Raw genomic sequence first — 24,380 nt, 5'->3', positions numbered from 1 at the left:
CCTTGCATTGCGCTCTGTTGCGGTGCACCAATCGGGCCGCCCCCCAACCGAAGGATGACCCGAGTCCATGCCGCGCCGCGCCGCCCGAGCCGCCTTGCCCTTGCCCGACCTCGTGGTGCTGGTGTTGCAGGGCGGCGGCGCGCTCGGCGCCTATCAGGCGGGGGTTTACGAGGCGCTGATCGAGCTGGGGATCGAGCTCGACTGGGTCGCGGGGATTTCGATCGGCGCGGTTAACGCCGCGATCGTCGCGGGCAACAAGCGCGACGAGGCGGTGGGCAAGCTCCGCACCTTCTGGGACGGCGTGTCCTCGGCGCTGCCGTCGTGGCCGATCCCCGACAATGATGCGGCGCGCGAGTGGAGCCACCTCGCCGCGGCGGGGCAGGTGATGGCGTTCGGGGTGCCGGGCTTCTTCACCCCGCGCTGGCCGCCGCCCGCGCTCGCCGAGCGGCAGACGCCGGGCGCGGTGAGCTTCTACGACACCGCGCCGCTGGTCGAAACGCTCGACCGGCTGGTCGACTGGGACCGGCTCAATGACGGCAAGGTGCGGCTGTCGGTCGGCGCGGTCGCGGTCGAGACGGGCAATTTCCGCTATTTCGACACGCGGTGCGAGCGCATCGACGCGCGGCATATCCTCGCCTCGGGGGCGCTGCCGCCCGGGCTGCCACCGGTCGAGATCGACGGCACCTGGTATTGGGACGGCGGGCTCGTGTCGAACACCCCGCTCGAATATGTCGTCGAGGCCGCGGCCGAGGATATGCTGGTGTTCCAGGTCGACCTGTTCCCGGCGCGTGGATCACGGCCGCATGATCTGGAGGAAGCCTGGTCGCGCGAGAAGGACATCCGCTATTCGAGCCGCACGCGGCGGATTTCGGACGGGCTGGTGCGGCGGCGGAAGGAGCATCGGTTGATCGACCGGATGTTGGCGAAACTGCCGCCCAACGTGCTCGACCTGGCCGAGGTCAAGGCGGTGCGCAAGATGGTCGACTGCAAGGCGCTGAATGTCGTGCAGCTGGTGCATAATCCCTTGAAATGGCAGACGGGCGCGCGCGATTTCGAATTCTCGCGCGCGGCGGTCGAGGCCAATTGGGCGCAGGGGCGCGCAGCGGTCGAGGCGGCGATGAAGGACGGCCATCTGCTCGCGGAAAGTATCGCCGAGGGGCGTTCCAACAGCTTCGCGGTGCAGCCTGACGGTTTGAAACCGAAACAACTCCCTGAAAATTGACGATTATCTCCCCCAGGATACGAAGGACAACTTATGCACCTGAAAGGCAAAACCGCCCTCATCACCGGCTCGACCTCGGGCATCGGGCTCGGCATCGCCAAGGCCTTTGCGGCGGCGGGCGCGAACATCATCATCAACGGCTTCGGCGAGGCCGCGGCGATCGAGGCCGAGCGTGCGGCGCTCGAAGTGCTCAACGGCGGCAAGGCGGCCTATGACGGCGCCGACCTGACCAAGCCCGACGCCATCGAGGCGATGTTCGCGCGCGCCGACGCGGATTTCGGCGGGGTCGATATCCTGGTGAACAACGCCGGCATGCAGTTCGTCTCGCCGGTCGAGACCTTCCCGGTCGAGAAATGGGACATGATCATCGCGCTCAACCTGACCGCGGCGTTCCACACGATCCGCCACGCGGTGCCGGGGATGCGCAAAAAGGGCTGGGGTCGGATCATCGGGACGGCGTCGGCGCACTCGCTCGTCGCCTCGCCGTTCAAATCGGCCTATGTCACCGCGAAGCACGGACTGGCGGGGCTGACCAAGACCGTCGCGCTCGAGGTTGCCGATGCGGGGATCACGGTGAACTGCATCAGCCCCGGCTATGTCTGGACGCCGCTGGTAGAGAACCAGATCCCCGACACGATGAAGGCGCGGGGCATGACGCGCGAGCAGGTGATCAACGACGTGCTGCTCGCGGGACAGCCGACCAAGCAGTTCGTGACGATCGACCAGGTCGCGGCGCTGGCCGCGTTCCTGACGCGCGACGAGGCGGCGAATATCACGGGCGCGAATTTGAGCGTCGATGGGGGGTGGACTGCGGCATAGGCAGACTGCCTTCTTCTCCCCTTGCGGGAGAAGGATACGGAGGCTTGCGAGCGAAGCGAGCTAGCCGCAGTTGGATGAGGGGTCTTCGGACAAGGACTCTTGCGGTCGCATAGCGACCGCGCACCCTCTCCCAGCTTCGACTGGGCGGCGAGCCGCCAGGTCTTCGCATCCCTCCCCCGTCAAGGGGGAGGGAGTGACGGCCTTGAGCAATTTCCTTTCGCCCCCTAAGGTTAACCACGAACCGGACTGGAGAGACGGATATGTGGGGTCGCAACAAGTTCATCCTCGCCGCGCTGGCGGCACCGCTGCTCGCCGCGTGCAACACGGTGCCGCCGGTGCCGCGCTCGGTCGCCGACGGACCGCCGTCGCCGCCCGCGTCGGACGGCAGCTGGCGCGCGACCGCGACCGAGCAGGACAAGACGCGCATCCGGAACTGGTATTCGAGCTGGGAAGCCGCGCTCGCCGATGCGCGCGCCAAGGGTTTCGGGCCGCAGATCGACCGCGAGGGCATATTGCTGCACCCCACCGCGGCGCTGCCCAACCCGCATCTGCCCGCGGGCGATTACAAATGCCGCACGATCAAGGTCGGATCGCAGCGTGGCGGCACTTTGGGCTATGTCGCCTATGGCTGGTTCCGCTGCCGCGTGTCGGCCGAGCAGGGGCTGTATAGCCTGGTCAAGCTGACGGGCTCGCAGCGGCCCGTGGGGCTGATCTTTCCCGACAATCTGAACCGGCAGGTGTTCCTCGGCACACTCGAGCTCGGCGACGAGAAGCTGGCGGTGAGTTACGGCAGCGACCGGATGCGCGACATGGCGGGGCTGGTCGAGCGGATCGGCGACCATCGCTGGCGGTTGGTGCTGCCCGCGCCGGCCTATGAATCGCTGGTCGACGTGATCGAACTGGTGCCGGAGGGCTGACAATTATTCTGAAAACCAGCCCCCCAATACCCGTTCGTATCGAGCGAAGTCGAGATACGCGAAGGCATGCGCTCCCCAAGCGTGTCTCGACTTCGCTCGACACGAACGGATTGGGTTGGGCCTATAACGCTTTGAGACAGGGGAATAAGATGCGGATTTTGTGGGCAGGCGTCGCGGCGCTGGCATTTGCGGCGCCCGCGGCGGCGCAGGATGCCGGCCCGGCGATCAAGGCCGAGATCGCGAAGGACATGCCGTCGCTGATGGCGATCTATGCCGATCTGCACGCCAACCCCGAACTCAGCTTCATGGAGGTGCGCTCGGCGGGCATCCTCGCCGCCGAGGCGCGCAAGCTGGGCTTCAAGGTCACCGAAAAGGTCGGCGGCACCGGCATCGTCGCGGTGATGGAGAACGGCCCCGGCCCGGTGGTGCTGCTGCGCGCCGACATGGACGGGCTGCCGGTGATCGAGCAGACGGGCCTCCCCGGCGCGTCGAAGATACGCGTCACGACCAAGGAAGGCGTCGAGACCGGCGTGATGCACGCGTGCGGCCACGACACGCATATGACCGCCTGGGTCGGCGTCGCGCGGCGCATGGCGGCGAACAAGGACAAATGGTCGGGCACGCTGGTGATGATCGGCCAGCCCGCCGAGGAACGCGGCGCGGGCGCGCGCATGATGCTCGATGACGGGCTCTACACGCGCTTTCCCAAGCCGCAATATGCATTGGCGTTCCACGACGCGGCGCAGTTTCCCGCGGGGCAGATCGGCTATACGCCGGGCTATGCGCTCGCCAATGTCGACAGCGTCGATATCCTCGTGAAGGGGGTCGGCGGCCACGGCGCCTATCCGCAGACGACCAAGGACCCGATCGTGCTCGCGAGCCGCATCGTCGGCGCGCTGCAGACATTGGTGTCGCGCGAGATCAGCCCGCTCGACAGCGCGGTGGTGACCGTCGGCAGCTTCCACGCGGGCGCCAAGCACAACATCATCTCGGACGAGGCGCGGCTGCAACTGACCGTGCGCAGCTACACCGACGAGGTGCGCGCGCACCTGCTGAGCGGGATCGAGCGCATCGCGAAAGGCGAGGCGATCGCCGCAGGCATGCCTGACGACCGCATGCCCGTGGTGAGCGTGCAGAAGGACGAATATACCCCCGCAACCTTCAACACCGTCGATTTCACCGAGGAAATGGCGGCGTTCCTCAAGACGCGCTTCGGCGAGGCGCGCGTGACGCAGATGCCCCCGGTGATGGGCGGCGAGGATTTCAGCCGCTACTCGCGCGACGCGAACAAAGATGTGAAGAGCCTGATCATCTGGGTCGGCGGTGTCCCGCGGGCGGAATATGACGCGGCGAAGAAGGCGGGCAAGACCCTGCCGAGCCTCCACTCGCCCTTCTGGGCGCCCGAGGCGAACACGGTGATCGAAACCGCAACCGAGGCGCTGACGGGGATGGCGATGAAGTTGATGGGGAAGTGAGGGGGTGTGAAGTTGCAAATAGCCATGCTTGGCGGTCAAATTTGGGGCAGTTCCCAATCGTTCTATTGGCTCAAATCTAGCAGCAGTGCTTGAACTGTAGCGGGGAAAAGTGCGGGATTCAAAGCCGCATCGACAACATGGCGCGCAACGTAGTATTCTTGGAACGCGCGATGCGAAAAACGCACTGGTACCGCCTTGCGGAAGCGGGCGTCGGTCGGCACTAGAAGCGACACCGCAATCGCCCGCGAGAGGTCGAGGCCAGTCACACCAAGCACGCCTTCAATAATTGCGGTCACTTGGTCAGATGGGAGAGTTTCGGCGAGTTCATGCGTTCCGTTGTCGTTGACCAACATTGCCGCTGCGACGCGCTTCATCGCCTCTTCCATCTTCTCGATAAAGTCGTTGCGATCGACCACATGTATTGGCAGCGCACGATTGGATTTGAGATCGCGGGTCAATTTTCGCCAAATCCAGTTGCCCACCAACTCGGATGGATTGATCGAGGGCGCCACTCCTTCGGCGGCAAGGTCGATAATCATGCGCAGGAATAGGGGATGGCCAAGTAACTCGGCCGGCCACCCCCCATTTCGTCCTTCGACAATTTCGCTGGCGAAGGCAGCCAGCGCCGGATTGTCTGGTTCCTCAGCTGCGCAGGCTACGACAAGATGCTTGACCTGTTCTTCTTCCCAAGGATCGAGCGTAAGCAACGGGATAGCATCCATGCCGCCATTCTTTGTCGATAACTCGTCGAACAGATGGTCGAAATTTCCGAATGTCGAACGGAAATGTTCGATCCGCGTAACGAGCACAACTGGGCAAGTCAGCTCGGACAGCGCGTTCGCCAATTTGGTCACTGACGCGGGAGAGCCGAGGAAGTGATTCTCGTCTAGCGCGTCGATGATCAGCACGGTTCCACCATCGCTGCGGCTCAACATCTGGCGTAGTGTAGGCGATGCGAGGCGGCCGAAGATTGCACGTTCGTCGTCGTCGAAATCTCCGAATATTGCCAGAGCATCCAGAATGCGCGCCATCATGGCGTTGGTACCGTGGTAGATGGCGTCGCCAAGGCTGCCTGCATGGACATAGAGGATGTTGCGGGGAGAGGAACGAGCCGCGTGGAGCGCCGCAGCCGTTTTGCCCGCCCCAAAAAGGCCAAGCAGCAAAGTCCAACGCCCTTTCGCGGTTATCAGAGCATCAGCGACGCGGCTAATCTTATGTTTGTTGCGAACCTTGCCGATCAGGGGGGCGTTCCCGCGCACCAAGGTTAATCTCTCATGACTAACCGGAACATCGGGAATATAAGTTCGGCCATATCGAAATTGGGCGTCCATTTGCGTCAACATGAGCGTCGATTGCTCTGAGATGCGCTCGCTCACCATCTCGGCGAGTTTCGCCTCGAGCGCTTTCAAAAACGCGGACCTGTCCCAATGCACGACTTTGGTGACTATCCCGTCGTCAACGAGAGCTTCGAGCGCCTCGTCGATCTTTGCCGCGACTGCTTTGTTGCGACCGTCCTGATTGTGCAGCAGAACAAAGGTTTCGGCGACGAGACCCGACCGCCGAAATTTGGTGATCGATTTGGCGATTTGGCTGAATTGGTCGTCGGCGAGACCCTCGACCTTGAAAAAGCCCTTACACTGAACTGCGCATTCTATCCGATCTTCATCATTGAAAGTGACGAGGTCTACACCCGCTTTGTCATAAGCGGCGAGACCCCGAGGCTGTATCATTTGGGGCCAGAAGATGCGGAGCAATGGGAGCGTTGCACGCTCAAAGTCGCGTTCCACGGCTGCGAGCAGATCGCCGCTGAGCTGCTTCCATGCCTTCGAACCGCTTGCGCCCATCTGTCTCCTCCCTCTACTCCCTCTACCGCGGGTTTCCGACGACTCCCGCTGCCGATCTATGGCAAGGGCTGTAACCCCCTCATTGTTCGTGGCAGTGATCATCTCCGCTCATCGCGCGCTCATGGCAATCCTCTACAATCGAGAGCAATCATCGATCTAATCGGCGTATTTCAGCGTCCCCAACCACTCCAAAACCTCCGCCTGCAACTGCACCCGCGCATCCGACCAGCTACGGTCGGTCGCGACATGCAGCGTCTGCACCTTCACCCCGCCGCCATCGCGGATCGCCTCGGCTGGCGCGTAGGTGCCGATACCGGTACCGCATCAAGTCCGGGATGACGATTGTGTGGACGGCTACGCCCTCCGTTCGTCAGGCCTCGCTCCCCGGCCGATCCTATTTCGCTCTTCGCAACCGAAAAACCGCTTTCCTAATATATTTCGCTGTGGTTCATACTTCGAGATGAGCATTCCCACACCCATCCCGGCACCCGGTTCCGCCCCCGCGGAACAGCGCGTAGCCCATGGGTCCCGACCTTCCCGCACCGCCACTACACGACAGCGCCATTGGGCTGAACTTTGCTGAACTTTGGGAAAATCAGGGGACGTTTATCCCAGCCAACCACCCCAAAACCTCCGCCTGCAACCGCACCCGCGAGTCCGACCAGCTATGGTCTGTCGCCACATGCAGCGTCTTCACCTTCGCCCCGCCGCCATCGCGGATCGCCTTCGCCAGCGCGTCGGTGCCCGGCGCGAGGCCGTCGTCGGAGGAGAGGATGAAAAGGTTGGTCGCCGCCAGCGCGGGCGCGGCCTTGAGGAAGTCGAAGGCGTCGGCCTTCGCGATCAGCTCGTCGGCCATGGTCTCGGGCGAGGTGCCGGCGAGGGCTTCCTGGCCGTTGGCCTTCATGCCCGCGGCGAGCTGCTCGCGCGGGGCCTTGCCGAAGGCGCCCAGATTGGCGGCGGAGATCATCGCGGCGCCGAGCAGCTTCCTGTCCTTCGCGGCGGTGAGCGCGGTGACCCAGCCGCCCATGCTGTGCCCCATGATCACGAGCCGCGCGGGGTCGATGCGCAGCTTCGCGGCATTGGCGGGGTCGCGTGCGAAGGCGAGGACGGCTTCGGCATCCTCCAGATTCTGTGCGAAGCGATAGGCACCGGGGCTGCCCCACGAGCCGCGGTAGTTGAACGCGATGACAGTCCAGCCCGCGCGGCGCATCGCTTGTGCCAAGTCGAGGCTCTTTTCGTTGCCGGGCAGGCCGTGGCACAGGATCACCGTCGGATGCGGCCCGGCGCCCGCCGCGACATAGGCGATGCCGTTGATTAGGGCGCCGCCGCTGGGGATGTGGATCACCTCCATCGCGGCGGGGTGGTCCTTGTCGGCGGGCGGGTCGGTATAGATGGCGGCGGGGAGTTCGGCCGGCTGCGCGAAAGCGGGGAGGGGCAGGGCGAGCAGCGTGGCGGCGATGGCGAGTTTGCGGTTCATGTCAGTCTCCCTTGAACGCCGCGAAGCTGCCGCTGCGGCCTTCGCCTTCGGTGAAGCGCCGGGCCCCCGCGGCGGCACCTTCGCGCAGCGGCGCGACGCCGGCATGGGCTTCGTGCGCGAGCGCGGCCTCGAGGTCGAGGTCCCATTGGCGATAGGCGCTCATCCGGTCGCTCGTCATGCAGAGCTGCGGGAAGGCGGCGATCTGCCGGGCGAACGTGATCGCCGCGGGAAGCGCTTCGCCGTCGGGCACGACGCGGTCGGCGAGGCCGATGCGCTGGGCTTCGTCGGCATCGACCGGGCGGCCGGTGAGGATCATGTCGAGCGCGCGGCCCTGGCCGACGATCCGCGGCAGGCGCACCGTGCCGCCGTCGATCAGCGGCACGCCCCAGCGGCGGCAATAGACGCCGAAGATGGCGCTCTGCGCGGCGACGCGGAGGTCGCACCACAAGGCGAGCTCGAGCCCGCCCGCGACGGCATGGCCCTCGACCGCGGCGATCACGGGCTTGTCCAGCAGCATCCGCGTCGGCCCCATCGGGCCGGGACCGTCGGGGTCGTAGCAGCTCGCGCCGACCGCGGTCAGGTCGAAACCCGCGCAGAAATGCCCGCCGCTGCCGGTAAGGATCGCGACGCGCGCAGCCTCGTCGGCGGCGAAGGTGCCGAAGGCGGCGCGCAGCGCCTCGGCGGTCGCGGGATCGACGGCGTTGCGCTTCGCGGGGCGGTCGATGGTGACGATAAAAACCGGGCCGTCGCGGGCGATCAGGACGGACATTCTTGCTCTCCGGGCCAAGTGGTTGCGCTTTTGCGCCAGCATGACGCGGCCGCCCCTTGAAAGCGAGTCCCCTGCACCCTAAATCGCTCCTGTGCGGGCCGGGCCCCTCTGGCGTCGGCGGAATCTCATTCCGCCCACGTGATGTCGGACCGCATCGGGTGACCCCCGATGCCTGGCCCTTCCGCACCCAAACCGGAAATCCCAGCATAGGCGTCACCTGCTTGAGTTCGCTCGATCAGGAGGTTTTATGTCTTTGAATACCCGCTTTTACAGCCTGTCGCTGCTGCACCGCCGGCTCGACGAGGCGATGCGGCGCGAGCGCGGGCGCGACCCGCTGCGCCTGCTGCGGCTGCGCGCGCTGAAGCTGGCGGTGAAGCGCCGCCTCGCCGCGCTGATGCACCGCCCCGCGCTCGCCTGAGCCAGTGATAACAGAGGGCACGCGCCGCGTCCGGGAGGCGCCGCGCGTGACCCGTACCAGGGAATAGAAAATGGAATTTCTGACCGCAGACTGGCTGGGCACCCCGGCCTGGTTCTGGCTGGCCTTCATCGGGCTGGTCATTGTGCTGACCGCCTTCGACCTCGGCTTCCTGAACAAGGAGGACAAGGAGATGGGGATCGGCGAGAGCCTCAAACTGTCCGCTTTCTACATCAGCATCGCGCTCGCGTTCGGTGCGTGGGTGTGGGCCGCGAAGGGCGGCGAGGCGGGCCTGCAATATTACACCGGCTTCTTCATCGAGAAGGCGCTGTCGATCGACAATATCTTCGTGATCTCGCTGATCTTCAGCAGCTTCGCGATCCCGCCGCGTTACCAGTATCGCGCCTTGCTGTGGGGCATCGTCGCGGTGATCGTGCTGCGCGGCATCATGATCGCGGGCGGCGCGGCGCTGGTCACCGAATATGGCTGGATCCTCTACATCTTCGCGGCCTTCCTGATCTTCACCGGCGTGAAGATGCTGTTCGCGAAGGACGATGCGCCGATCGACGTGAAGGGCAATCCCGCGGTGAAGTGGCTGTCGCGCCATATCCCGCTGACGCACGAACTGCACGGCGAGAAATTCTTCGTGAAGGTCCCCGACGACAAGACGGGCAAGCTGGTGCGCGCGGCGACGCCCTTGTTCCTGGCGCTGGTCGTGATCAACCTCGCCGACCTGATATTCGCGGTCGACAGCGTGCCGGCGATCTTCGCGATCACCACCGACACCTTCATCGTCTATACCTCGAATATCATGGCGATCCTGGGCCTGCGCGCGCTCCACTTCGCGCTGTCGGCGATGGTGCACCGCTTCCATTGCCTCAAATATGCGCTCGCGCTGGTGCTCGTGTTCATCGGGTCGAAGATCTTCGTCGCGGACTTCATCCTCGGCGGCGACAAATTCCCGCCGCTGGTGAGCCTGGGCGTCACCGTGGCGTTGATCGCGGGCGGCGTAGTCTGGTCGCTGGTCAAGACCAGGGGCGAACCGCTGGGGATCGAGAAATAGCGAGGACGGCGCGCCGACACCCCCAAATGGGGATGTGGGAGCGCCGATTCGCGCCGTAAAAGCAGCGGCATAGGCCCTGTGGGGTCACCGAGCTGGCGTTGGGGGAGGGGGAACGCTTCCTTAGCGCCCTGGTTGCCGCGGCTTTCGCGATTTCTGCGACCCTTCGTCGAGGGCCGCGGCGACCAGGTCCGGATGCTGGATATGGAGCAGCCGCCCCGCGCCCGCGATCCGTTCGGCGCGAGCGCCCGGCCAGGCGGCGAGCAGCCGCGGCCAGCTGTCCTCGGGCCGGTACATCGCATCCTCCTCGCCCGACAATATGGTGATGAAGCTGCCGTCGGCGATCGGCGGCGGCTGTCCCCGCAATTCGGCGATGCTCAGCGCCTCAAGCCCGACCCCGCCCTGGATCGCGGCGAGGCGGGTGGCATAGACATAGGCGCGGCGGACCTCGGGGTCGGCGAAGATGCGCTGGTCGGCGGCGCTGCCCCCGAACATGCGGCTGGCGATCCGCTCGATCACGCTGTCGGAAAGATGCGCCGTGAGGTAGCGCGTCAGCGGGCGGATCTTGCGCGGCAGCGTGTAGAAGATGCGCTTGTAGCTGCCCTGGATGCCCGCCATGCGCGCGTCGTCGTCGGGCGCAGGCTCGGGGTTGAGCACCACCGCACGGGCGATGCGATGGCGATGATACGCGGCGAGCTCGGCGAGCAGCATCGTGCCGCCGCGCGCGATCACGTGGAAGGTTTCGGCGCCGAGATGGTCGGCAACGTCGAGCGCGTCGAGGGCGGCCTGCGGCGTGTAATCGCCGCCGATCATGTCGGTGAAGCCATAGCCGGGGCGGTCGATCATCACCGGGCGCAGGCCCAGTTCCTGCAGCCGTGCGATATAGGAGCGCGGATAATAGCGGCTGGTGGTCGCAGTGTGGAAATGGAGCGCGGGGATTCTGCTTTTCGGGCCGTAATCAGCGAAGGCGATACGCCCGGCGCGACCGCCCGAGCGCGATATGAGGCGCAAGGGTTCGCTGGCCGCGGCGAGGTCGGTGGCGCCGATATCCGACGCCGCGAGCAGCCGCGCGGCGATGCCGAGCTGCGCCGCGACCACCGACAGGCCCACCGACGAGGTGACGCCGACGAGCTGGAAGAGGATCTTGAGCTCGGCCTTGGCGGTCTCGCGCCCAAGGCCGAGCTGGCGCGCGGCCTCGTCGCGGGTCGAGCCCAAAGCGATCAGCCGCGCGAGCGCCACCTGCCGGTCGCTGAGCCCGATCGCCTGTTGCAGATGGCCGCCGAGGTGGATCGGGCTGGGGTCGTCGATCGCGTCGAGCTGGAGCGCGGTTGCGACGAGCGCGCCCTGCCGGGCAAAGCCGCTCTTCGCCAGCGCCGCCTTGATCGCGCCGCGCGCGGTTTCGTAGCCGATGGCTTCGGCGGCGGCGGCGGCGCGGAGGTCGCCAAGCCGCGCGAGCGCGGCGAGCAGGCGGCTCTCGCGCGGCGTCAGCGCGAGCATGCGGCCCGCGCGGACCAGCCCGTCGCTGCCGGGCAGCATCGCGCGATGGGCGAGCAGGATATGGTTTGCGGCGGCATTGGGATGGCGGCTGCGCCAGTCGGCGGCGGGCGGCCAGCGATCGACGAGCGCGAGCGGGACGGTCAGCACAACGAGCGGCGGGGCGTCGTCCTGCGCGACGAAGCTGATCGCGGCATGGTCGGGCGGGGTGGCGATCTCGCCATGGTGGAGCGCTTCGGTGAGTGCGGGGGTGGCGGTGAGCAGCGGATCGGCGCCGGTCCATTGTGCTGCGGCGATGAGCCCGCCGACGGCGAAGGCGGTGCCGAACATCGCCGCGGGCAGGCGCGCCTCGCGCGGTCTCGTCTCGCTATCGTCGCCGACCCAGCGCGCGAGCGCCGCGAGCAGCGCGTCGTGGCTGTCGCCGAGCAATGGGTCGACGGGGGAGGGGATGGAGGCGGGCATGGTGGGGACTATGCCGCGTTGGGGCGGGGAGTGGCAACTGGTGGGTTAGGGGGAAGTAGACATGCCCAGCCCCTCCTCTTCAGAGGAGGGGTTTTAGGTTCGCTATCCACCCAAAGCGGACAAGCAATTAGGCCTTCGTCGCCGTCAAACCGCCAGAAGCAGCGTGTCGTCCTCGTGCGGCGCCGCGGCTTCGAACGACGCGAGCGGCTCGAATTCCTCGTCCTGCAATTCGGTCACCGCCAAGCCGTCGAGCTTGTAGTGGCCGAGCTTCCAGTCGTCGGGCGAGCGCCAGTTCTTGCTGAGATTGAGCGCGCTGATGAACAGGTCGCCGCGGCGCTCGAACATCTGGTGCGGGGCGAGGCGCATGACGTTGCCATTATAGTGGGCGGTGACCATACGACGGCGCGCGATGGCTTCCATGAGCTGGAGGCGGGTGTCGTTCATCGTGACGCGCCCCGGGGAGAAAGGCGATTCTTGTTGTGCATTGCACCATAATGCACGCGCCGTGTGAACGTTCAAGGTCAGAATCGACAAAAAGCTTGATGAATAGGTCTGCGCGAGGGCCGGCTGCTCTCGTGTCAGGCCTCGACCTTCAATCCGGCAAGCACCGCTTCGGCCGCCAGCCGGCCCGTCTGCGCGCCGCCGTTCATATAGCCTGGGAAGGCGTCGGACAGATGCTCGCCGGCAAAGACGATCGGCCCGGCGACCGCCTGCTGCGTGGTCTTGCCGTCTTCCTCGAGCCACAAATGCGGCGCGAAGCGGGTGAGCTGGCCGGGCTTGAAGGTCGAATAGGCGCCGCGGGCGAAGGGATCCTTGCCCCAGGCGGTGCGCCGCCATGTGCGCGCCGCGAGCCCGGGCACCGCCGGCGCGACCGCCGCTTCGGCAGCGCGTAGCGTGGTTTCGGGCTGGGCCGCCATCAGCGCATCGACCTGATCGCCGCCGAAGAACCAGGTGAGCACGCCCGCCGCGCCCGGCTGGCCCGAGCTGGCGTCCCAGAATTCGGAGAAGATGCCGGGGCCCTTGGTATCGACCGCCCAGGCGGCGCCCGCGGGGCCGGTTTTTTCCTCCCAGACGCGCGACGCATAGCCGGCGTTGATCTTTTCATTGCGGCCGGAGTCTATCTCTGCGGCCAGCGCGGCCCATTCCTTGGGCAAGAGCCCGCCATAATCGATCGTGCGCATCAGCGGCGCGGGCACGGTGACGACCACGCGGTCGACCAGATCGACCTTGCCGTTGGCGAAGCGCAGTTCGAGCGCGTCGTCCTTCTTCGCGATCGAGACCAGCGCATGGCCGGTGGAAATCTTCGCCAGCAGCGGCTCGGACAGCGCCCGCACCACGCTCGACGAACCCCCGGTCAGGATGAAGCGCTCGTCGCTGAGCGAGATCAGCTCGGCCTGCTTGCCGTCGACGACGGGCAGGTTGAACAGCAGTTCGATCGCCGAAGCGTCGCCGGGTTCGGCGCCGAATTCGGTACGGATCGTCGCTTCGAGCAGCGCGCGGACGTGCGGCTTCATCAGCTTGGCGTGGCGGTCGAGATAGGCGGTCACCGACATGGCATCGAGCGCGGGCGCGACCTTTTCATAATCGGCGTCGAGCGCGGCGGCGTCCTTGGCGATCTGCGCCGCGATGGCGCGGAGATCGTCGATCAGTTCGGCGTCGCCAAGCAGGCGGCCGTCGGCGACATAGCGGCTGTGCGCGGCCATCGGCTTGCGGTCGATCAGCGGAATGCCGAAGCGCTTCGCCAGCACGAGCATGTCTTCGTGATCGGTGTTAATGAGGTTGCCGCCATCCTCGATATTAAGCCCCGGTTCGGGCAGGTTGTTCGCGGTCAGCACGCGCCCGCCGAGCCGGCCGCGCGCCTCGTAGAGATGCGCCTCGACGCCGGCCGCGGTCAGCGCGTCGAGCGCGGTCAGCCCGGCGAGGCCGCCGCCGATGATCGCGACGCGGGTGCCGGACTTGTTCGACGATGGCGAAAAGCAGCCGGCCAGCGGCAGCGCGGCGGTGGCGCCGAGCGCGGCGAGCATGCGGCGGCGGGTGACGCCCTCGGGCATGGCGACTGGCGGTTCGGCGCCTTCGTCGGCCAGATTGGCACGCCGCGCCGCGTTGAGCAGCCCCCACAATGGCCCGGAACCCCGCATCTTATGCCTCCTGTTCTACGCGCCCGAGGGGAGCGTAGCATGACTGGCGGTGGGTGCGAATAGATGCGCTATTGGTGGCGGCCGACGCATTGTGGGCCGAATACGCCCTGCTCGGATTGGCTCGTTCATCACCGTAGCCCTGAGCCTGTCGAAGGGCGCCTTGCTGAGAAGCTCCTTCGACAGGCTCAGGGCTACGGTTCAATTCTTACGGAACGAGTTCTAACCCCGCTTGGTGCGGTAATCGATCCGGATCCGGACCCAGCTGCCGACCATCGACTTTCCGCCGACGCGCGGGGGGCGGACGCGGAACTGCCATGCGGCGGCGAGCACGGCGCGGTTGATCTGCGCCCCGTTCGGATATTCGTCGAGCCCGACGCAATCCTCGACGCGGTAGTCGGGCGCGGTGCGGCACGCGATCAGCCCCCAGCCGGGCCCGCCGGCGGTGGAGAGATAGCCGCGGAGTTCGCCATCGGTCGGCTCGCGATACCAGGCGGCGGCGTAGAGCGGCTCGCCGTTGGGCGCCGTGCCGACGCGCTCGGTATCGCGCGAGGCGGAGGAGCCGCCCTTGTCGGGCGGGCCATAGGTCTTGCCGTTCGGGGGACGCACGCCGATTCGCGGCGGCGCCGGCGGAGGCGCCGCCGCATTGGGCGTCGCAACCGGCGGCGGCGGGAGTTGCGGCGGCAGCGGTTCGGTCGGGGTTGGCGGGGCCGGCTGCTCGGGCGTCGGCTGCGGCGGCACGGGCTGCGCTTCGCTTCGTTCCTGCTCGCGGCTGTCGGGCGCGGGGGCTTCTTCCGCAATCTCGCTGACCTCGAGGTTCACGACGCTGACGCGTTCCTCGCGAAAGTCGACCGGCGGTTCCCCGCTGAAATAGAGCAGCAGGAACAGCAGGGTCGCGGGGATCAGGACCGCGAGCGCGATGGCCAGCGTGCGGCGGCCCACCCCGATGTTGAGCTGTTCGATATAGGGCGTGGCTGGAGCAGGGGTCAGCGGGAGCAATCTTCGGTGGCGGCCGCCGCGGGTCAGGGTGCCCGGCGCGACAGGCGCGGGGATAGGGGCGCGCCGGACCTTTGACAAGGTGCCGCGTCCCCGCAAAAAATGCCCGCCGGAAGCCCGAGGGCTTCCGGCGGACAGGCTTTCCTCCCCAGGAAAGCTCGGGAGGCGCGGGGCTGGGTCGCGAGCCCCGCGCCAAACTCGTCTTAGGCGGCGAACTGGTTCCCCGCGGCCATCAGGCCGCAAACTGGTTCATTGTATTGTCCTTACCGGCCGCTTTCAGGGCCGCTTCGCCGGCGAAATATTCCTTATGATCGTCGCCGATGTCGCTGCCGCTCATATTCTGGTGCTTCACGCAGGCGATGCCCTGGCGGATTTCGGCGCGCTGGACGCCCTTGACGTAGCCGAGCATTGCCTCGTCGCCGAAATATTCCCTGGCGAGATTGTCGGTCGACAGCGCCGCGGTGTGATAGGTCGGCAGGGTGATCAGGTGGTGGAAGATGCCCGCCCGCTTCGCCGCGTCGCGCTGGAAGGTGCGGATGCGGTTGTCGGCTTCGTCGCCGAGTTCGGTGCCGTCATAATCGACGCTCATCAGCCTCGCGCGGTCGTAGGCGCCGAGGTCGCGGCCTTCTTCTGCCCAGGCATCATAGACTTGCTGGCGGAAGTTCAGCGTCCAGTTGAAGCTCGGCGAATTATTGTACGCGAGCTTCGCGTTGGGGACGACTTCGCGGATGCGGTCGACCATGCCCGCGATCTGTTCGATGTGCGGCTTTTCGGTCTCGATCCAGAGCAGGTCGGCGCCGTTCTGCAGCGAAGCGATGCAGTCCATGACGCAGCGGTCCTCGCCGGTTCCGGCGCGGAACTGGTAGAGGTTCGAGGGCAGGCGGATGGGGCGCATCAGCTTGCCGTCGCGGTTGATCAGGACGTCGCCGGGGTTGCCCGCGCCGTCGACCTCTTCGCAATCGAGGAAGCTGTTATACTGGTCGCCAAGGTCGCCGGCTTCCTTCGAGAAGGCGATCTGCTTGGTCAGGCCCGCGCCGAGGCTGTCGGTGCGGGTCACGATGATGCCGTCCTCGACGCCGAGTTCCATGAAGGCGTAGCGGCAGGCGCGGATCTTGGCGATGAAATCCTCGTGCGGCACGGTGACCTTGCCGTCCTGGTGGCCGCACTGCTTTTCGTCCGAGACCTGATTTTCGATCTGCAGTGCGCAGGCGCCGGCTTCGATCATCTTCTTGGCGAGCAGATAGGTCGCCTCGGCGTTGCCGAAGCCGGCGTCGATGTCGGCGATGATCGGCACGACGTGCGTTTCGTGATTGTCGATGCTCGCCTGGATCTGCTTGGCCTTGAGCTCGTCGCCCTCGGCGCGTGCGGCGTCGAGGTCGCGGAACAGCATGCCGAGCTCGCGGGCGTCGGCCTGGCGGAGGAAGGTGTAGATTTCCTCGATCAGCGCGGGGACGCTGGTCTTTTCGTGCATCGACTGGTCGGGCAGCGGACCGAATTCGCTGCGCAGCGCGGCGATCATCCAGCCCGAGAGATAGATGTAACGGCCCTTGGTGGTGCCGAAATGCTTCTTGATCGAGATCATCTTCTGCTGCGCGATGAAGCCGTGCCAGCAGCCGAGCGACTGGGTGTAATTCGCGGGATCGGCGTCATAGGCGGCCATGTCGGCCCGCATGATGCGCGCGGTGTAGCGGGCGACGTCGAGGCCGGTGCGGAACTTGTTCTGGGCGCGCATGCGGGCGATGCTTTCACTGCTGATGCCGTCCCAGGTGCCGTCAAAATCGCGGATGAGGCGGCCGGTCTGCGCCATGTCTTCCTGATAGCCCATGTGTCTGTCCTTTCGGTGCGGCCGTTCGGGGAGAGTGGCCGGGTGATGGGCAAGATGTGCCGCCGCGGGCGCCAAAAGTGAAAAGCTTTGTCAATAAGTTTTGTGAAATATGCCGGTTTCGTGGTAATGTGCGTGTAAATCAGTAAAGAAAGTTACAAGCGATGGCAGAGCGGCGAGTGTTTGCGGGGGCGGCGGTGCGGCGGGCGCGGCGCGATGCCGGGATCACGCAGGCGGCGATGGCCGAGGCGCTCGATATCTCGCCGAGCTATCTCAACCTGATCGAGCATGGCCAGCGGCCCTTGTCGGCCACCGTGATCGTGCGGCTGGCCGAACGGTTCGATTTCGACGCGGCGAAGCTGGGCGGCGAGGAGGTGCCGGGCGGGCTCGCGGGGCTGCGGCGGCGGCTCGCCGACCCGCGCTTCGCCGACCTCGGCATCGGCGCGCAGGAGGCCGAGGAGTGGTTGCAGGCCGCGCCTGCGACCGCTGCGGCCTTTGCGCGGCTGTTCGACGCGGCGCCCGAGGCGCGCGGCGAGGCGCAGGAGGAGGCGCCCGAGGTCGCCGCGGTGCGGCGCGCGATCGAGAAATGGCGCAACCATTTCGCCGACCTCGACGCCAAGGCCGAGGAACTGGCCGATGAGCTGCGGCTGGTCGGCGGGGACCTCTACGGCACGATTTCCGAGCGTTTGCGCACGCGGCACCAGCTGGGCATCCGCATCTTGCCGAGCGACGTGATGCCCGACCGGCTGCGCTGGCTCGACTGGCATGCGCGGCAGTTGATGCTGAGCGAGCTGCTGCGCCCCGCGTCGCGGACCTTCCAGGCGGCGGCGACGCTGGCGCAGGTCGAGGCGAAGGGCGAGATCGCCGCGCTGGTCGCGGGCGCCGAATTCGCCGAGCCCGCCGCGGCGCGCCTGTTCGAGCGCCACCTGATGCATTATTTCGCGGCGGCGCTGATGATGCCCTATGGCCGCTTCCTGCGCGCCTGCGACGCGACGGGCTACGACCTGCTGCTGCTCCAGCGGCGTTTCGGCGCGGGTTATGAGCAGGTCGCGCACCGGTTGACGACGCTCCAGCGCGTCGGCGCGCGCGGGCTGCCCTTCTTCATGCTGCGCATCGACCGCGCGGGGCAGGGGTCGAAGCGTTACGCCGGGGCGAGCCAGTCGCCGCTGGTCGACGGCGATGCGCGCTGTCCCTTGTGGGGCGTGCATGAAGCGTTTGCGCGGCCCGGCGAAGTGATCGCCGACCTGGTCGAGCTGGAGGACGGGACGCGCTGGTTCACCCAGAGCCGCAGCGTCGCGGCGCCCGGCGCGACGGGGAGCGGCACGCCCGCGCGCTTCGCGGTCTGCGTCGGTGTCGACGCGAAGGTCGCCGCGCCGCTGATCGCCGCGCGCGGGATCGACCTGATGCGCTCGCCCGCGACACCGGTCGGCCTCGGCTGCCGCCGCTGTACGCGAACCGGCTGCGTCCAGCGATCGATGCCGCCGCTGGGGCGTCCGCTGCGTTTCCGCGAGGGCGAGCGGGGGGTGTCGGCGTTCGATTTCGCGGGGGATTGAGATATCCGCAAGCGCCGCCCCGGATCAATGCGCGGGTTCGGAAGGCGAGAGTATACGAAAAAATGCCTTGCTCAGTTCTTTTCGATCTCTGCAGAAAAAATACCGTAATCCGCAAAAATTGAATAGGCCCGATAATAGTCTCGCGAGAATCTAACCCAATTGAGTTCTAGATTTTTCTGGGCTTTCCTATTGGACCAAAGAACTCTTTCCCCAATTGTTTTGAATTCTTCAGGGGTCAATTTATCGCGGCGGAGAAGATTTTCGATCGCGCCGAAAATGTGGCCGAGCATGTGGGCATAGTCGCCATCCGTACGGAAATAGGCAACATAAGATTCCATCATCTCCTTGACGGCGCTGATCACCGGTTGTGGAACCGCCTTCACGATAGAGGTCCGGTTGGCGAAGGCTTCCTCGGCGTAGTGCCGCGCTTGTTCGTATTGCGCCCGCCGGATTTGCCGGCCATCATAACGCCGGTTCTCAAGCTGCCTGAACAATACGCCAATGTCTTCATTGCTTCTGCCACCGTCGCGCGTCGCTTTGTCGATCAACTCCCAAGAATCCCGTAGCATACTCATGAAAGTGGTATGCGTGGCTTCCAGTTCTGCATATTTCTGATTGCAAAGGCGCAGCAGGTCGCGTTGACGAGGGCGAGTGATGGACCGCCATTCAGTGAGCAGCTTCAACAACAGATCTGCAAGCGTCAGTTCTGACATTCTGGTCCCTTTTATCAAAATCGATAACCGAAAGGCTTTCGAGCATCAAGAAGCCGGGGTTTCTATTCCTTGGTCCATAATCAAAGGCTGTTGGCGACAGGTGTAGGGCATACCATCTCCTAAAATCTCTATCGCGCTTCGTCACGAAATGTTGGCGGGGCGGTGACATTTGGTTTTGCGGGGGATTGAGCCGTTCATTTCAAAGCCCTGACGTGGTAAGATCGCCCTTCGGCGTCCACACGCCCGCCACGGGTCGACGGGTCGCCGCCGCGAGGGGGGCTTGAGCATGGCGAAGGGTGTTTCCGGCAGCACAGCGAAACCGGCCGCGCGGCGACGACGCGCGGATAGTGGCAGCGGCCACGGCGACGACGGGCTCAGGACGCTGCCGGCGCCGGGCGAGATTTTTGCGCTGAGCGATACGGTGCGCGCCGAAGCCGTCCCCGGCTCGCGCCATCTGTCGCATGCACGCATGGCCGAGACCAATGGCGGCGGGGCGCTCGAGAAGGTGGCGGGGTTCGACGCGATGCGCGCACGCAACGCGGGGCTGTTCCCGCTGGTGCGCACCCGACTGGCGCCGCAGGTCGACGCCGAGGGTTTCGTCACCGAGAATATTATCGGCGACGTCGACAACCTCGTCCCGATCCCCGACACCACCGCGCTGCCCTGGCGCTGCATCGCGATGCTGACGATCACCTATGCCGACGGCGCGAAGGCGACGGGCACGGCGTGGTTCATGGGGCCGAAGGCGCTCGGCACCGCGGGGCATAATATCCATCATCAGCGCCACGGCAGCGCGACCGAGATCCTCGTCTCGCCGGCGTTCGACGGCGTCGCCGCGCCTTTCGGCACCTACCGCGTGCAGCAGACCTATTGCGATCCTGCGTGGCTCGGCGGCAACAACGATCCGACGCTCGATTTCGGGGTGCTGGTGCTCGGCGAGGACGGGGTCGGGCAGCGGCTCGGCTGGTTCGGCTTCGCGGTCTATACCGACCGCCAGCTCGACCGGCTGCTGCTCAACGTCAGCGGTTATCCGGTCGATCGCGGCAACCGCACCCAGCATTATAACGGCGGGCGCGTCGAGGATGTCGCGGGCAAGTTCCTGCGCTATACCTTCGACACGGTGGGCGGGATGAGCGGATCGCCGATTTTCGGGCTGTTCGGCGAGCAGCGGATCGTGGTGGGCATCCACACCTCGGGCAACGACCGCGCGAACCGGGCGCGGCGGATCGACCGGGGGCTTTATGCGACGCTGGCGCGGTTTGCGGCGGGGTAGGGGAGCGGATTTTGGCGTTGGCGGCGAATGGTGCCGATCCTCCCCGGCACGGGGAGGGGGACCAGCGAAGCTGGTGGAGGGGCACAGGCGGCTTGCCTTGACGGCGAGGTGACGCGTTCCGGCTATGTTGCTAGAAATGAGCGGCATATTTGCTTGGCGCGGCGTAAACCTCGCGTGGCCCTCCACCACCCTTCGGCCTCGCGGGAAGCAACGCGCCCCGCGCGTTCCTTTTCCCACTCGCTCCCCCTCCCCCGTTGGGGGAGGATCGCTTCGCGTCAAAGCGTCTTCATATACGCCACCAGCGCCATCCGGTCCTTTTCGTCGAAGCGCGCATTGCCATAATCATGCCCCGCGTTCGAATTGCCGAAGCCGCCATTGTCCCTGACGTCGAACCACGAGCCATAGCCTTCGGCCTTGCTGACATAGCCGACATGCCTGGGGTCGAACTCGCGGTTGCCGACCCAGAAGCGCGTCGGGCGCTTCGCGGGGGTCAGCAGCAGGTCGTAGAGCGAGCGCACCGAGCCGTTGTGGAGATAGGGTCCGGTGGCCCAGATGCCGTTCAGCGGCCGGGCCTTATAGGCCAGGGTCCGCGCGGTGTCCGAACCCGGCGCCGCATTCTTGGCGGCGTCGATACATTGTTTGAGCCGCTGGTCGTCGTTGAGCGGCTGGTCGGCGGGCAGCTGGCGCTGGACGCCGGCTTCTTCCTCGAACACTTCGATCTTGCCCTCGCTCCCGATCGCACGCTTGGCGACGATCCAGATGATCTTGAACTTCTGGTTGAGCAAGGTCCCGATCGCCTGGGTCTTCAGATATTCGGCCGTCGGCCCCTGCGCGGGGAGCGGCTCGCCGCCGAAGATGCTATCCTTGGTGCCCGTCAGCACACCGCCCTTGGCGACATAGGCGAAGGTGTTGCACGCCATCCACGGGTCGGTGTTGACCCCTGCGGGGTTCCAGATCGGCGTCATCTGCGCGATGACCGGGGTCTTGAGGTCGGTGCGGTCGAGCGAGAGGTGGCAGCCGGCGCAGGCTTCCTTGAACAATCTTTTGCCATATTCGGCTTCGACCGGGTCGGGGGTGCCGAAAGCCGCGGGCCATTTGGGCGACATCAGCCGGCCGAGCTGGTCCTCCATCGCCACCAGATTGGCGACGTCGACGCTCGAGCTATAGCCCTTGAGCCCCGCCTTCGGCCGCGTCACGACGTCGGCGAACACGCCGATCACCTCGCTGGTGTTGCGGACCAGCGCGCCGCCGTCGGTGATGCCGAGGCCGACCTTGACTTTCTTGTTCGGGACCAGCCCGTTCCACTGGACGAAGTCGTGCTGCGGCGCGTTCCAGATGAAGGGATAGCTGACCGGCGCATTGGGTTCGCCGCGGATCGGCGCGAAATCGTCGTTGAGATAGGCGACCTTGTTGAGGATGTGCCCGACCGCATCGAGCCGCGCATAGCCATAGACGCTGCGCGTGCGGTTGAAGGATGCGAGGCGGTTCTGGTCGTCGAGCAGCGAGGCGAAAGCGGTCTTGAGCATCGCGCGGTCGGCCTGCACGCGCGTGTCGTCCTTTTCCTTCGCGCGGCGCGGCGCGACGACGCGACCCTCGAAGCGCTGCCATTTGGCGGGGTCGGCGGCGGTCTTCTGCATCGCGGCGAGCAGGCTGTCGGTGAAGCCCTGGAAATCGGCGAGTGTCGGCGCGCCATCGACCATATAGGATTGGCCCTGATAGGTGATCCGCGTGGTGTGGCACGCGGCGCAGTTCAGCCCGATCCAGGCTTCCTTGTCCTTCTGCCCCGTGTACCAGCGCAGCTTGGTGTCCTTGAGCGCGGTGTCCGACTGGCAGTCGCGCGCGAAACCGATCGGCAGCTTGGCGCCATCGGGGCCCGCGGCGGGGCAGGGGCGTTTCGAACCGCCGGGCGCGGGCGGCGACCAGCTGTTCGGCAGATAGTTGAAGCGGTCGAAATTCGCGGGGTCCATGAACAGCGTCGTCGAGGTCGACGCCTCGAGCGCCATCAGCCAGGATTCGGGGATCAGCCGCGACCCTTGCGACCCCCAATACCACCGGTAGCGGTCGGCCTCGCTCCAATTCTGGTTCTCGGGTCCCGCCGCCGGCGTCTCGAACGCCTGGACTGCGGCCGATGCGACGAAGATCGACACCGACAGCGCCAGAATAATGCGGCGGCTTTTGTCACGATTATGGGTAATCACGGCTACCTCCCCCTGAAAAAGGCACGTCACGCGATAATTGTGCAAGCCTATTATAGTTTGCCGTCATTGGGAAGGTTATTGTTGGTTTACTCGCCATTATCCGGGTTCGGAAGGGTTGGGCTTAAAGCCCCGATTTGTCGAACACATGCCCCTCGGGATCGAGGTCGCGCAGGTCGGCGCCGCGCGTCTCGCGCCCGAAGCGCGCGGCGAGGAGCAGCGACAGCGTCATCGGCACTGCGATCATCAGCGCGCTGACCGCCAGCGTCGGAATGATCGCCATGATTGCGAGCGCCTGCGCGAGCACGCCGCCCAGCTTGCTGCACGCGGCGACCCAGCCGGTTGCGCGGCCGCGGATGCGCAGCGGGAAGCTTTCGGCGGTATAAGGAAGCAGCATTGCGATGATACCGTTGCTGCCGACGATCAGCAGCGCGACGGGCAGGATCGGCGAGGCGCCGTCGCTGAGCGCGAGCCAGAGCACCCCGGCGAGGCCGAGCAGGGTCACCGCGATCGCGGCGAGCAGCGACTTCTTGGTGCTCCACGCATGATAGATCCACGCGACGAGGAACACGGTGGGCAGCGCGATCAGCGCCGAGGCGGCGAGCAGCCGGCTCGACACCTCCATGCTGTAGCCGCGCGCGATCAGCTCGACCGGGAGCCAGAGCAGCAGGCCGAAATTGACGAGGCCCCAGCATATCGCGGTGAGGCTGAGCGCCGCGAGCTTGCCGGCGAAGGCGCGCCCCATCGGCGCGCTCGCGGGTCCGTGCGCGGCGGCCTCGGCGGGGGCGATGCGGTGCACGCCCGACCCGAAGCGCGCCATCACCTTCGCGGCCTCGGCATGGCGGCCGCGCGCAACGAGGAATTTAGCCGATTCGGGGATGAAGGCGCCGAGGATCACGAGCATGAGGCCGCTCGGCAGGTTGGCGAGCCACAGGATGCGCCAGCTGAAGATCGGTTCGAGCCAGGCGGCGATCAGGCTGGCCGCGGCATAGCCGCCGACCGCGCCCAATCCGCCGACGAGCACGAGGCTCCAGCCGCGATGGCGGCTCGGCATCATTTCGGCGAGCAGCGCATAGGTGACGGGGAGCATGCCGCCCGCGGCGGCGCCCATCATGAAGCACATGCCGATATTCCACGCGAGCGAGGGCATCGCGCCGCAGATCGAGGTGCCGACGAACATCACCGCCGACAGCAGGATCGACGCCTTGCGGCCATAGATGTCGGCGACCCAGCCCCAGACGAACGAGCCGAGCACGGTGCCGACCAGCGCCACGAAGGGGACGAGCGACACGGTTTCGCGCGGCACCCCATATTCGTCGATCATCCCCGGAATGGTAAAGCCGAGGCTCGCGGGTTTCATGATGTCGATGACCAGCGCGATCACCAGCACCCCCATCAGCCGCCAATGCGCCCACGACAGCGGCGCGTCCTCGGGCGCGCTGACCGCGAGTTCGCTCGACGCCGCCATCTGCTGCGACAGGTTGCGCGGCAACAGGCCGTAGGCGGCGACGCCGACCCCCGCGATGATCAGATACATGCCCGCGATCATGCCGTCGTCCATCGGCATGCCGACCATGCGGAAGCCGATGTCGCGGCCCATCCAGAACATGGGGATGTGGAGCAGCACGCCGATCGTGACCGCGGCGACGCCGAGCAGGAAGGCCCAGAGTCGCCGGTCGCTGCCCGGTTTGCGCGCGATATCTGTCACGAAATTCCCCTCTGCAGAGCGCGCTATGTTT

19 protein-coding genes are annotated in these 24,380 nt (G+C 66.1%); 8 read left to right on the top strand and 11 right to left on the bottom strand.

The window, feature by feature from the left end:
- The first annotated feature begins 67 nt into the window (after positions 1-67).
- The 4 genes from AC1RNQ_RS12110 (at position 68) to AC1RNQ_RS12095 (ending at position 4,433) form a co-directional block, all read left to right on the top strand.
- Complete coding sequence (locus AC1RNQ_RS12110) at positions 68-1,222, top strand: patatin-like phospholipase family protein (RefSeq protein ID WP_493171404.1); 1,155 nt, start codon at positions 68-70, stop codon at positions 1,220-1,222.
- A gap of 33 nt (positions 1,223-1,255) precedes the next feature.
- Positions 1,256-2,041, top strand: coding sequence for a 3-hydroxybutyrate dehydrogenase (locus AC1RNQ_RS12105; protein ID WP_493171403.1), 786 nt, complete (start codon positions 1,256-1,258; stop codon positions 2,039-2,041).
- Between the two features lie 260 nt (positions 2,042-2,301).
- Complete coding sequence (locus AC1RNQ_RS12100; protein ID WP_493171402.1) at positions 2,302-2,958, top strand: DUF4893 domain-containing protein; 657 nt, start codon at positions 2,302-2,304, stop codon at positions 2,956-2,958.
- Between the two features lie 149 nt (positions 2,959-3,107).
- Positions 3,108-4,433 carry an amidohydrolase gene (locus AC1RNQ_RS12095; RefSeq protein ID WP_493171401.1) on the top strand — a complete coding sequence of 442 codons (1,326 nt, stop codon included), beginning with the start codon at positions 3,108-3,110 and terminating at the stop codon, positions 4,431-4,433.
- A gap of 62 nt (positions 4,434-4,495) precedes the next feature.
- On the opposite strand, the gene AC1RNQ_RS12090 is transcribed toward AC1RNQ_RS12095, so the two are convergent.
- The 3 genes from AC1RNQ_RS12090 to AC1RNQ_RS12080 form a co-directional block, all read right to left on the bottom strand.
- Positions 4,496-6,277: an NACHT domain-containing protein gene (locus tag AC1RNQ_RS12090; RefSeq protein ID WP_493171400.1), complete on the bottom strand. Its 1,782-nt coding sequence runs from the start codon at positions 6,275-6,277 to the stop codon at positions 4,496-4,498.
- A gap of 595 nt (positions 6,278-6,872) precedes the next feature.
- Positions 6,873-7,754 (bottom strand): alpha/beta hydrolase family protein, encoded by an 882-nt coding sequence (locus AC1RNQ_RS12085; RefSeq protein WP_493171399.1) that lies wholly within the window; start codon positions 7,752-7,754, stop codon positions 6,873-6,875.
- A 1-nt stretch (position 7,755) separates the two neighbouring features.
- Positions 7,756-8,523, bottom strand: coding sequence for a crotonase/enoyl-CoA hydratase family protein (locus AC1RNQ_RS12080; protein ID WP_493171398.1), 768 nt, complete (start codon positions 8,521-8,523; stop codon positions 7,756-7,758).
- Between the two features lie 247 nt (positions 8,524-8,770).
- Here AC1RNQ_RS12080 and AC1RNQ_RS12075 point away from each other — a divergent pair, with 247 nt between their 5' ends.
- Entirely contained in the window at positions 8,771-8,941 is a 171-nt protein-coding gene (locus tag AC1RNQ_RS12075) for a DUF465 domain-containing protein (RefSeq protein ID WP_493171397.1), read from the top strand.
- A gap of 70 nt (positions 8,942-9,011) precedes the next feature.
- Complete coding sequence (locus AC1RNQ_RS12070) at positions 9,012-10,001, top strand: TerC family protein (RefSeq protein WP_493171396.1); 990 nt, start codon at positions 9,012-9,014, stop codon at positions 9,999-10,001.
- 120 nt (positions 10,002-10,121) lie between these two features.
- Here the strand turns inward: AC1RNQ_RS12070 and AC1RNQ_RS12065 are convergent, their stop codons facing one another.
- From AC1RNQ_RS12065 to AC1RNQ_RS12045, 5 genes are all read right to left on the bottom strand, one after another.
- Entirely contained in the window at positions 10,122-11,954 is a 1,833-nt protein-coding gene (locus tag AC1RNQ_RS12065) for an alpha/beta fold hydrolase (protein WP_493171395.1), read from the bottom strand.
- A 144-nt stretch (positions 11,955-12,098) separates the two neighbouring features.
- The gene (locus tag AC1RNQ_RS12060; protein ID WP_493171394.1) at positions 12,099-12,398 is read right to left on the bottom strand and encodes a hypothetical protein; all 300 of its coding nucleotides are present in this window, start codon (positions 12,396-12,398) and stop codon (positions 12,099-12,101) included.
- Between the two features lie 134 nt (positions 12,399-12,532).
- Positions 12,533-14,092, bottom strand: coding sequence for a flavin monoamine oxidase family protein (locus AC1RNQ_RS12055; RefSeq protein WP_493171393.1), 1,560 nt, complete (start codon positions 14,090-14,092; stop codon positions 12,533-12,535).
- A gap of 219 nt (positions 14,093-14,311) precedes the next feature.
- A complete protein-coding gene (locus AC1RNQ_RS12050; protein ID WP_493171392.1) occupies positions 14,312-15,088 on the bottom strand; it encodes a hypothetical protein in 777 nt (258 codons plus the stop codon).
- Between the two features lie 229 nt (positions 15,089-15,317).
- Positions 15,318-16,910 (bottom strand): isocitrate lyase, encoded by a 1,593-nt coding sequence (locus tag AC1RNQ_RS12045; RefSeq protein WP_493171391.1) that lies wholly within the window; start codon positions 16,908-16,910, stop codon positions 15,318-15,320.
- Between the two features lie 161 nt (positions 16,911-17,071).
- Here AC1RNQ_RS12045 and AC1RNQ_RS12040 point away from each other — a divergent pair, with 161 nt between their 5' ends.
- Positions 17,072-18,460, top strand: coding sequence for a helix-turn-helix domain-containing protein (locus AC1RNQ_RS12040; RefSeq protein ID WP_493171390.1), 1,389 nt, complete (start codon positions 17,072-17,074; stop codon positions 18,458-18,460).
- 71 nt (positions 18,461-18,531) lie between these two features.
- On the opposite strand, the gene AC1RNQ_RS12035 is transcribed toward AC1RNQ_RS12040, so the two are convergent.
- Positions 18,532-19,173 carry a hypothetical protein gene (locus AC1RNQ_RS12035; RefSeq protein ID WP_493171389.1) on the bottom strand — a complete coding sequence of 214 codons (642 nt, stop codon included), beginning with the start codon at positions 19,171-19,173 and terminating at the stop codon, positions 18,532-18,534.
- A gap of 286 nt (positions 19,174-19,459) precedes the next feature.
- Here AC1RNQ_RS12035 and AC1RNQ_RS12030 point away from each other — a divergent pair, with 286 nt between their 5' ends.
- Positions 19,460-20,446 (top strand): trypsin-like serine peptidase, encoded by a 987-nt coding sequence (locus AC1RNQ_RS12030; protein WP_493171388.1) that lies wholly within the window; start codon positions 19,460-19,462, stop codon positions 20,444-20,446.
- Between the two features lie 275 nt (positions 20,447-20,721).
- Here the strand turns inward: AC1RNQ_RS12030 and AC1RNQ_RS12025 are convergent, their stop codons facing one another.
- Together AC1RNQ_RS12025 and AC1RNQ_RS12020 are read right to left on the bottom strand one after the other, a co-directional pair.
- Positions 20,722-22,644 carry a di-heme-cytochrome C peroxidase gene (locus tag AC1RNQ_RS12025; protein ID WP_493171387.1) on the bottom strand — a complete coding sequence of 641 codons (1,923 nt, stop codon included), beginning with the start codon at positions 22,642-22,644 and terminating at the stop codon, positions 20,722-20,724.
- 121 nt (positions 22,645-22,765) lie between these two features.
- Entirely contained in the window at positions 22,766-24,349 is a 1,584-nt protein-coding gene (locus AC1RNQ_RS12020; RefSeq protein ID WP_493171386.1) for an MFS transporter, read from the bottom strand.
- Positions 24,350-24,380: the final 31 nt, after the last annotated feature.

The organism is Sphingopyxis sp. GW821-FHT12F08, from assembly GCF_058806755.1.
The sequence above is the reverse complement of the archived record's forward strand: the minus strand, read 5'-3'. Positions and strand labels throughout refer to the sequence as shown.

What these genes read in the sequence shown, in the direction of transcription:
- AC1RNQ_RS12110 (WP_493171404.1), top strand. Translation starts at nt 68, where the DNA reads ATGCCGCGCCGCGCCGCCCGAGCCGCCTTGCCCTTGCCCGACCTCGTG.
- AC1RNQ_RS12035 (WP_493171389.1), bottom strand. Translation starts at nt 19,173, where the DNA reads ATGTCAGAACTGACGCTTGCAGATCTGTTGTTGAAGCTGCTCACTGAA.
- AC1RNQ_RS12090 (WP_493171400.1), bottom strand. Translation starts at nt 6,277, where the DNA reads ATGGGCGCAAGCGGTTCGAAGGCATGGAAGCAGCTCAGCGGCGATCTG.
- AC1RNQ_RS12100 (WP_493171402.1), top strand. Translation starts at nt 2,302, where the DNA reads ATGTGGGGTCGCAACAAGTTCATCCTCGCCGCGCTGGCGGCACCGCTG.
- AC1RNQ_RS12065 (WP_493171395.1), bottom strand. Translation starts at nt 11,954, where the DNA reads ATGCCCGCCTCCATCCCCTCCCCCGTCGACCCATTGCTCGGCGACAGC.
- AC1RNQ_RS12075 (WP_493171397.1), top strand. Translation starts at nt 8,771, where the DNA reads ATGTCTTTGAATACCCGCTTTTACAGCCTGTCGCTGCTGCACCGCCGG.
- AC1RNQ_RS12060 (WP_493171394.1), bottom strand. Translation starts at nt 12,398, where the DNA reads ATGAACGACACCCGCCTCCAGCTCATGGAAGCCATCGCGCGCCGTCGT.
- AC1RNQ_RS12105 (WP_493171403.1), top strand. Translation starts at nt 1,256, where the DNA reads ATGCACCTGAAAGGCAAAACCGCCCTCATCACCGGCTCGACCTCGGGC.
- AC1RNQ_RS12085 (WP_493171399.1), bottom strand. Translation starts at nt 7,754, where the DNA reads ATGAACCGCAAACTCGCCATCGCCGCCACGCTGCTCGCCCTGCCCCTC.
- AC1RNQ_RS12055 (WP_493171393.1), bottom strand. Translation starts at nt 14,092, where the DNA reads ATGCGGGGTTCCGGGCCATTGTGGGGGCTGCTCAACGCGGCGCGGCGT.
- AC1RNQ_RS12040 (WP_493171390.1), top strand. Translation starts at nt 17,072, where the DNA reads ATGGCAGAGCGGCGAGTGTTTGCGGGGGCGGCGGTGCGGCGGGCGCGG.
- AC1RNQ_RS12070 (WP_493171396.1), top strand. Translation starts at nt 9,012, where the DNA reads ATGGAATTTCTGACCGCAGACTGGCTGGGCACCCCGGCCTGGTTCTGG.
- AC1RNQ_RS12080 (WP_493171398.1), bottom strand. Translation starts at nt 8,523, where the DNA reads ATGTCCGTCCTGATCGCCCGCGACGGCCCGGTTTTTATCGTCACCATC.
- AC1RNQ_RS12030 (WP_493171388.1), top strand. Translation starts at nt 19,460, where the DNA reads ATGGCGAAGGGTGTTTCCGGCAGCACAGCGAAACCGGCCGCGCGGCGA.
- AC1RNQ_RS12045 (WP_493171391.1), bottom strand. Translation starts at nt 16,910, where the DNA reads ATGGGCTATCAGGAAGACATGGCGCAGACCGGCCGCCTCATCCGCGAT.
- AC1RNQ_RS12095 (WP_493171401.1), top strand. Translation starts at nt 3,108, where the DNA reads ATGCGGATTTTGTGGGCAGGCGTCGCGGCGCTGGCATTTGCGGCGCCC.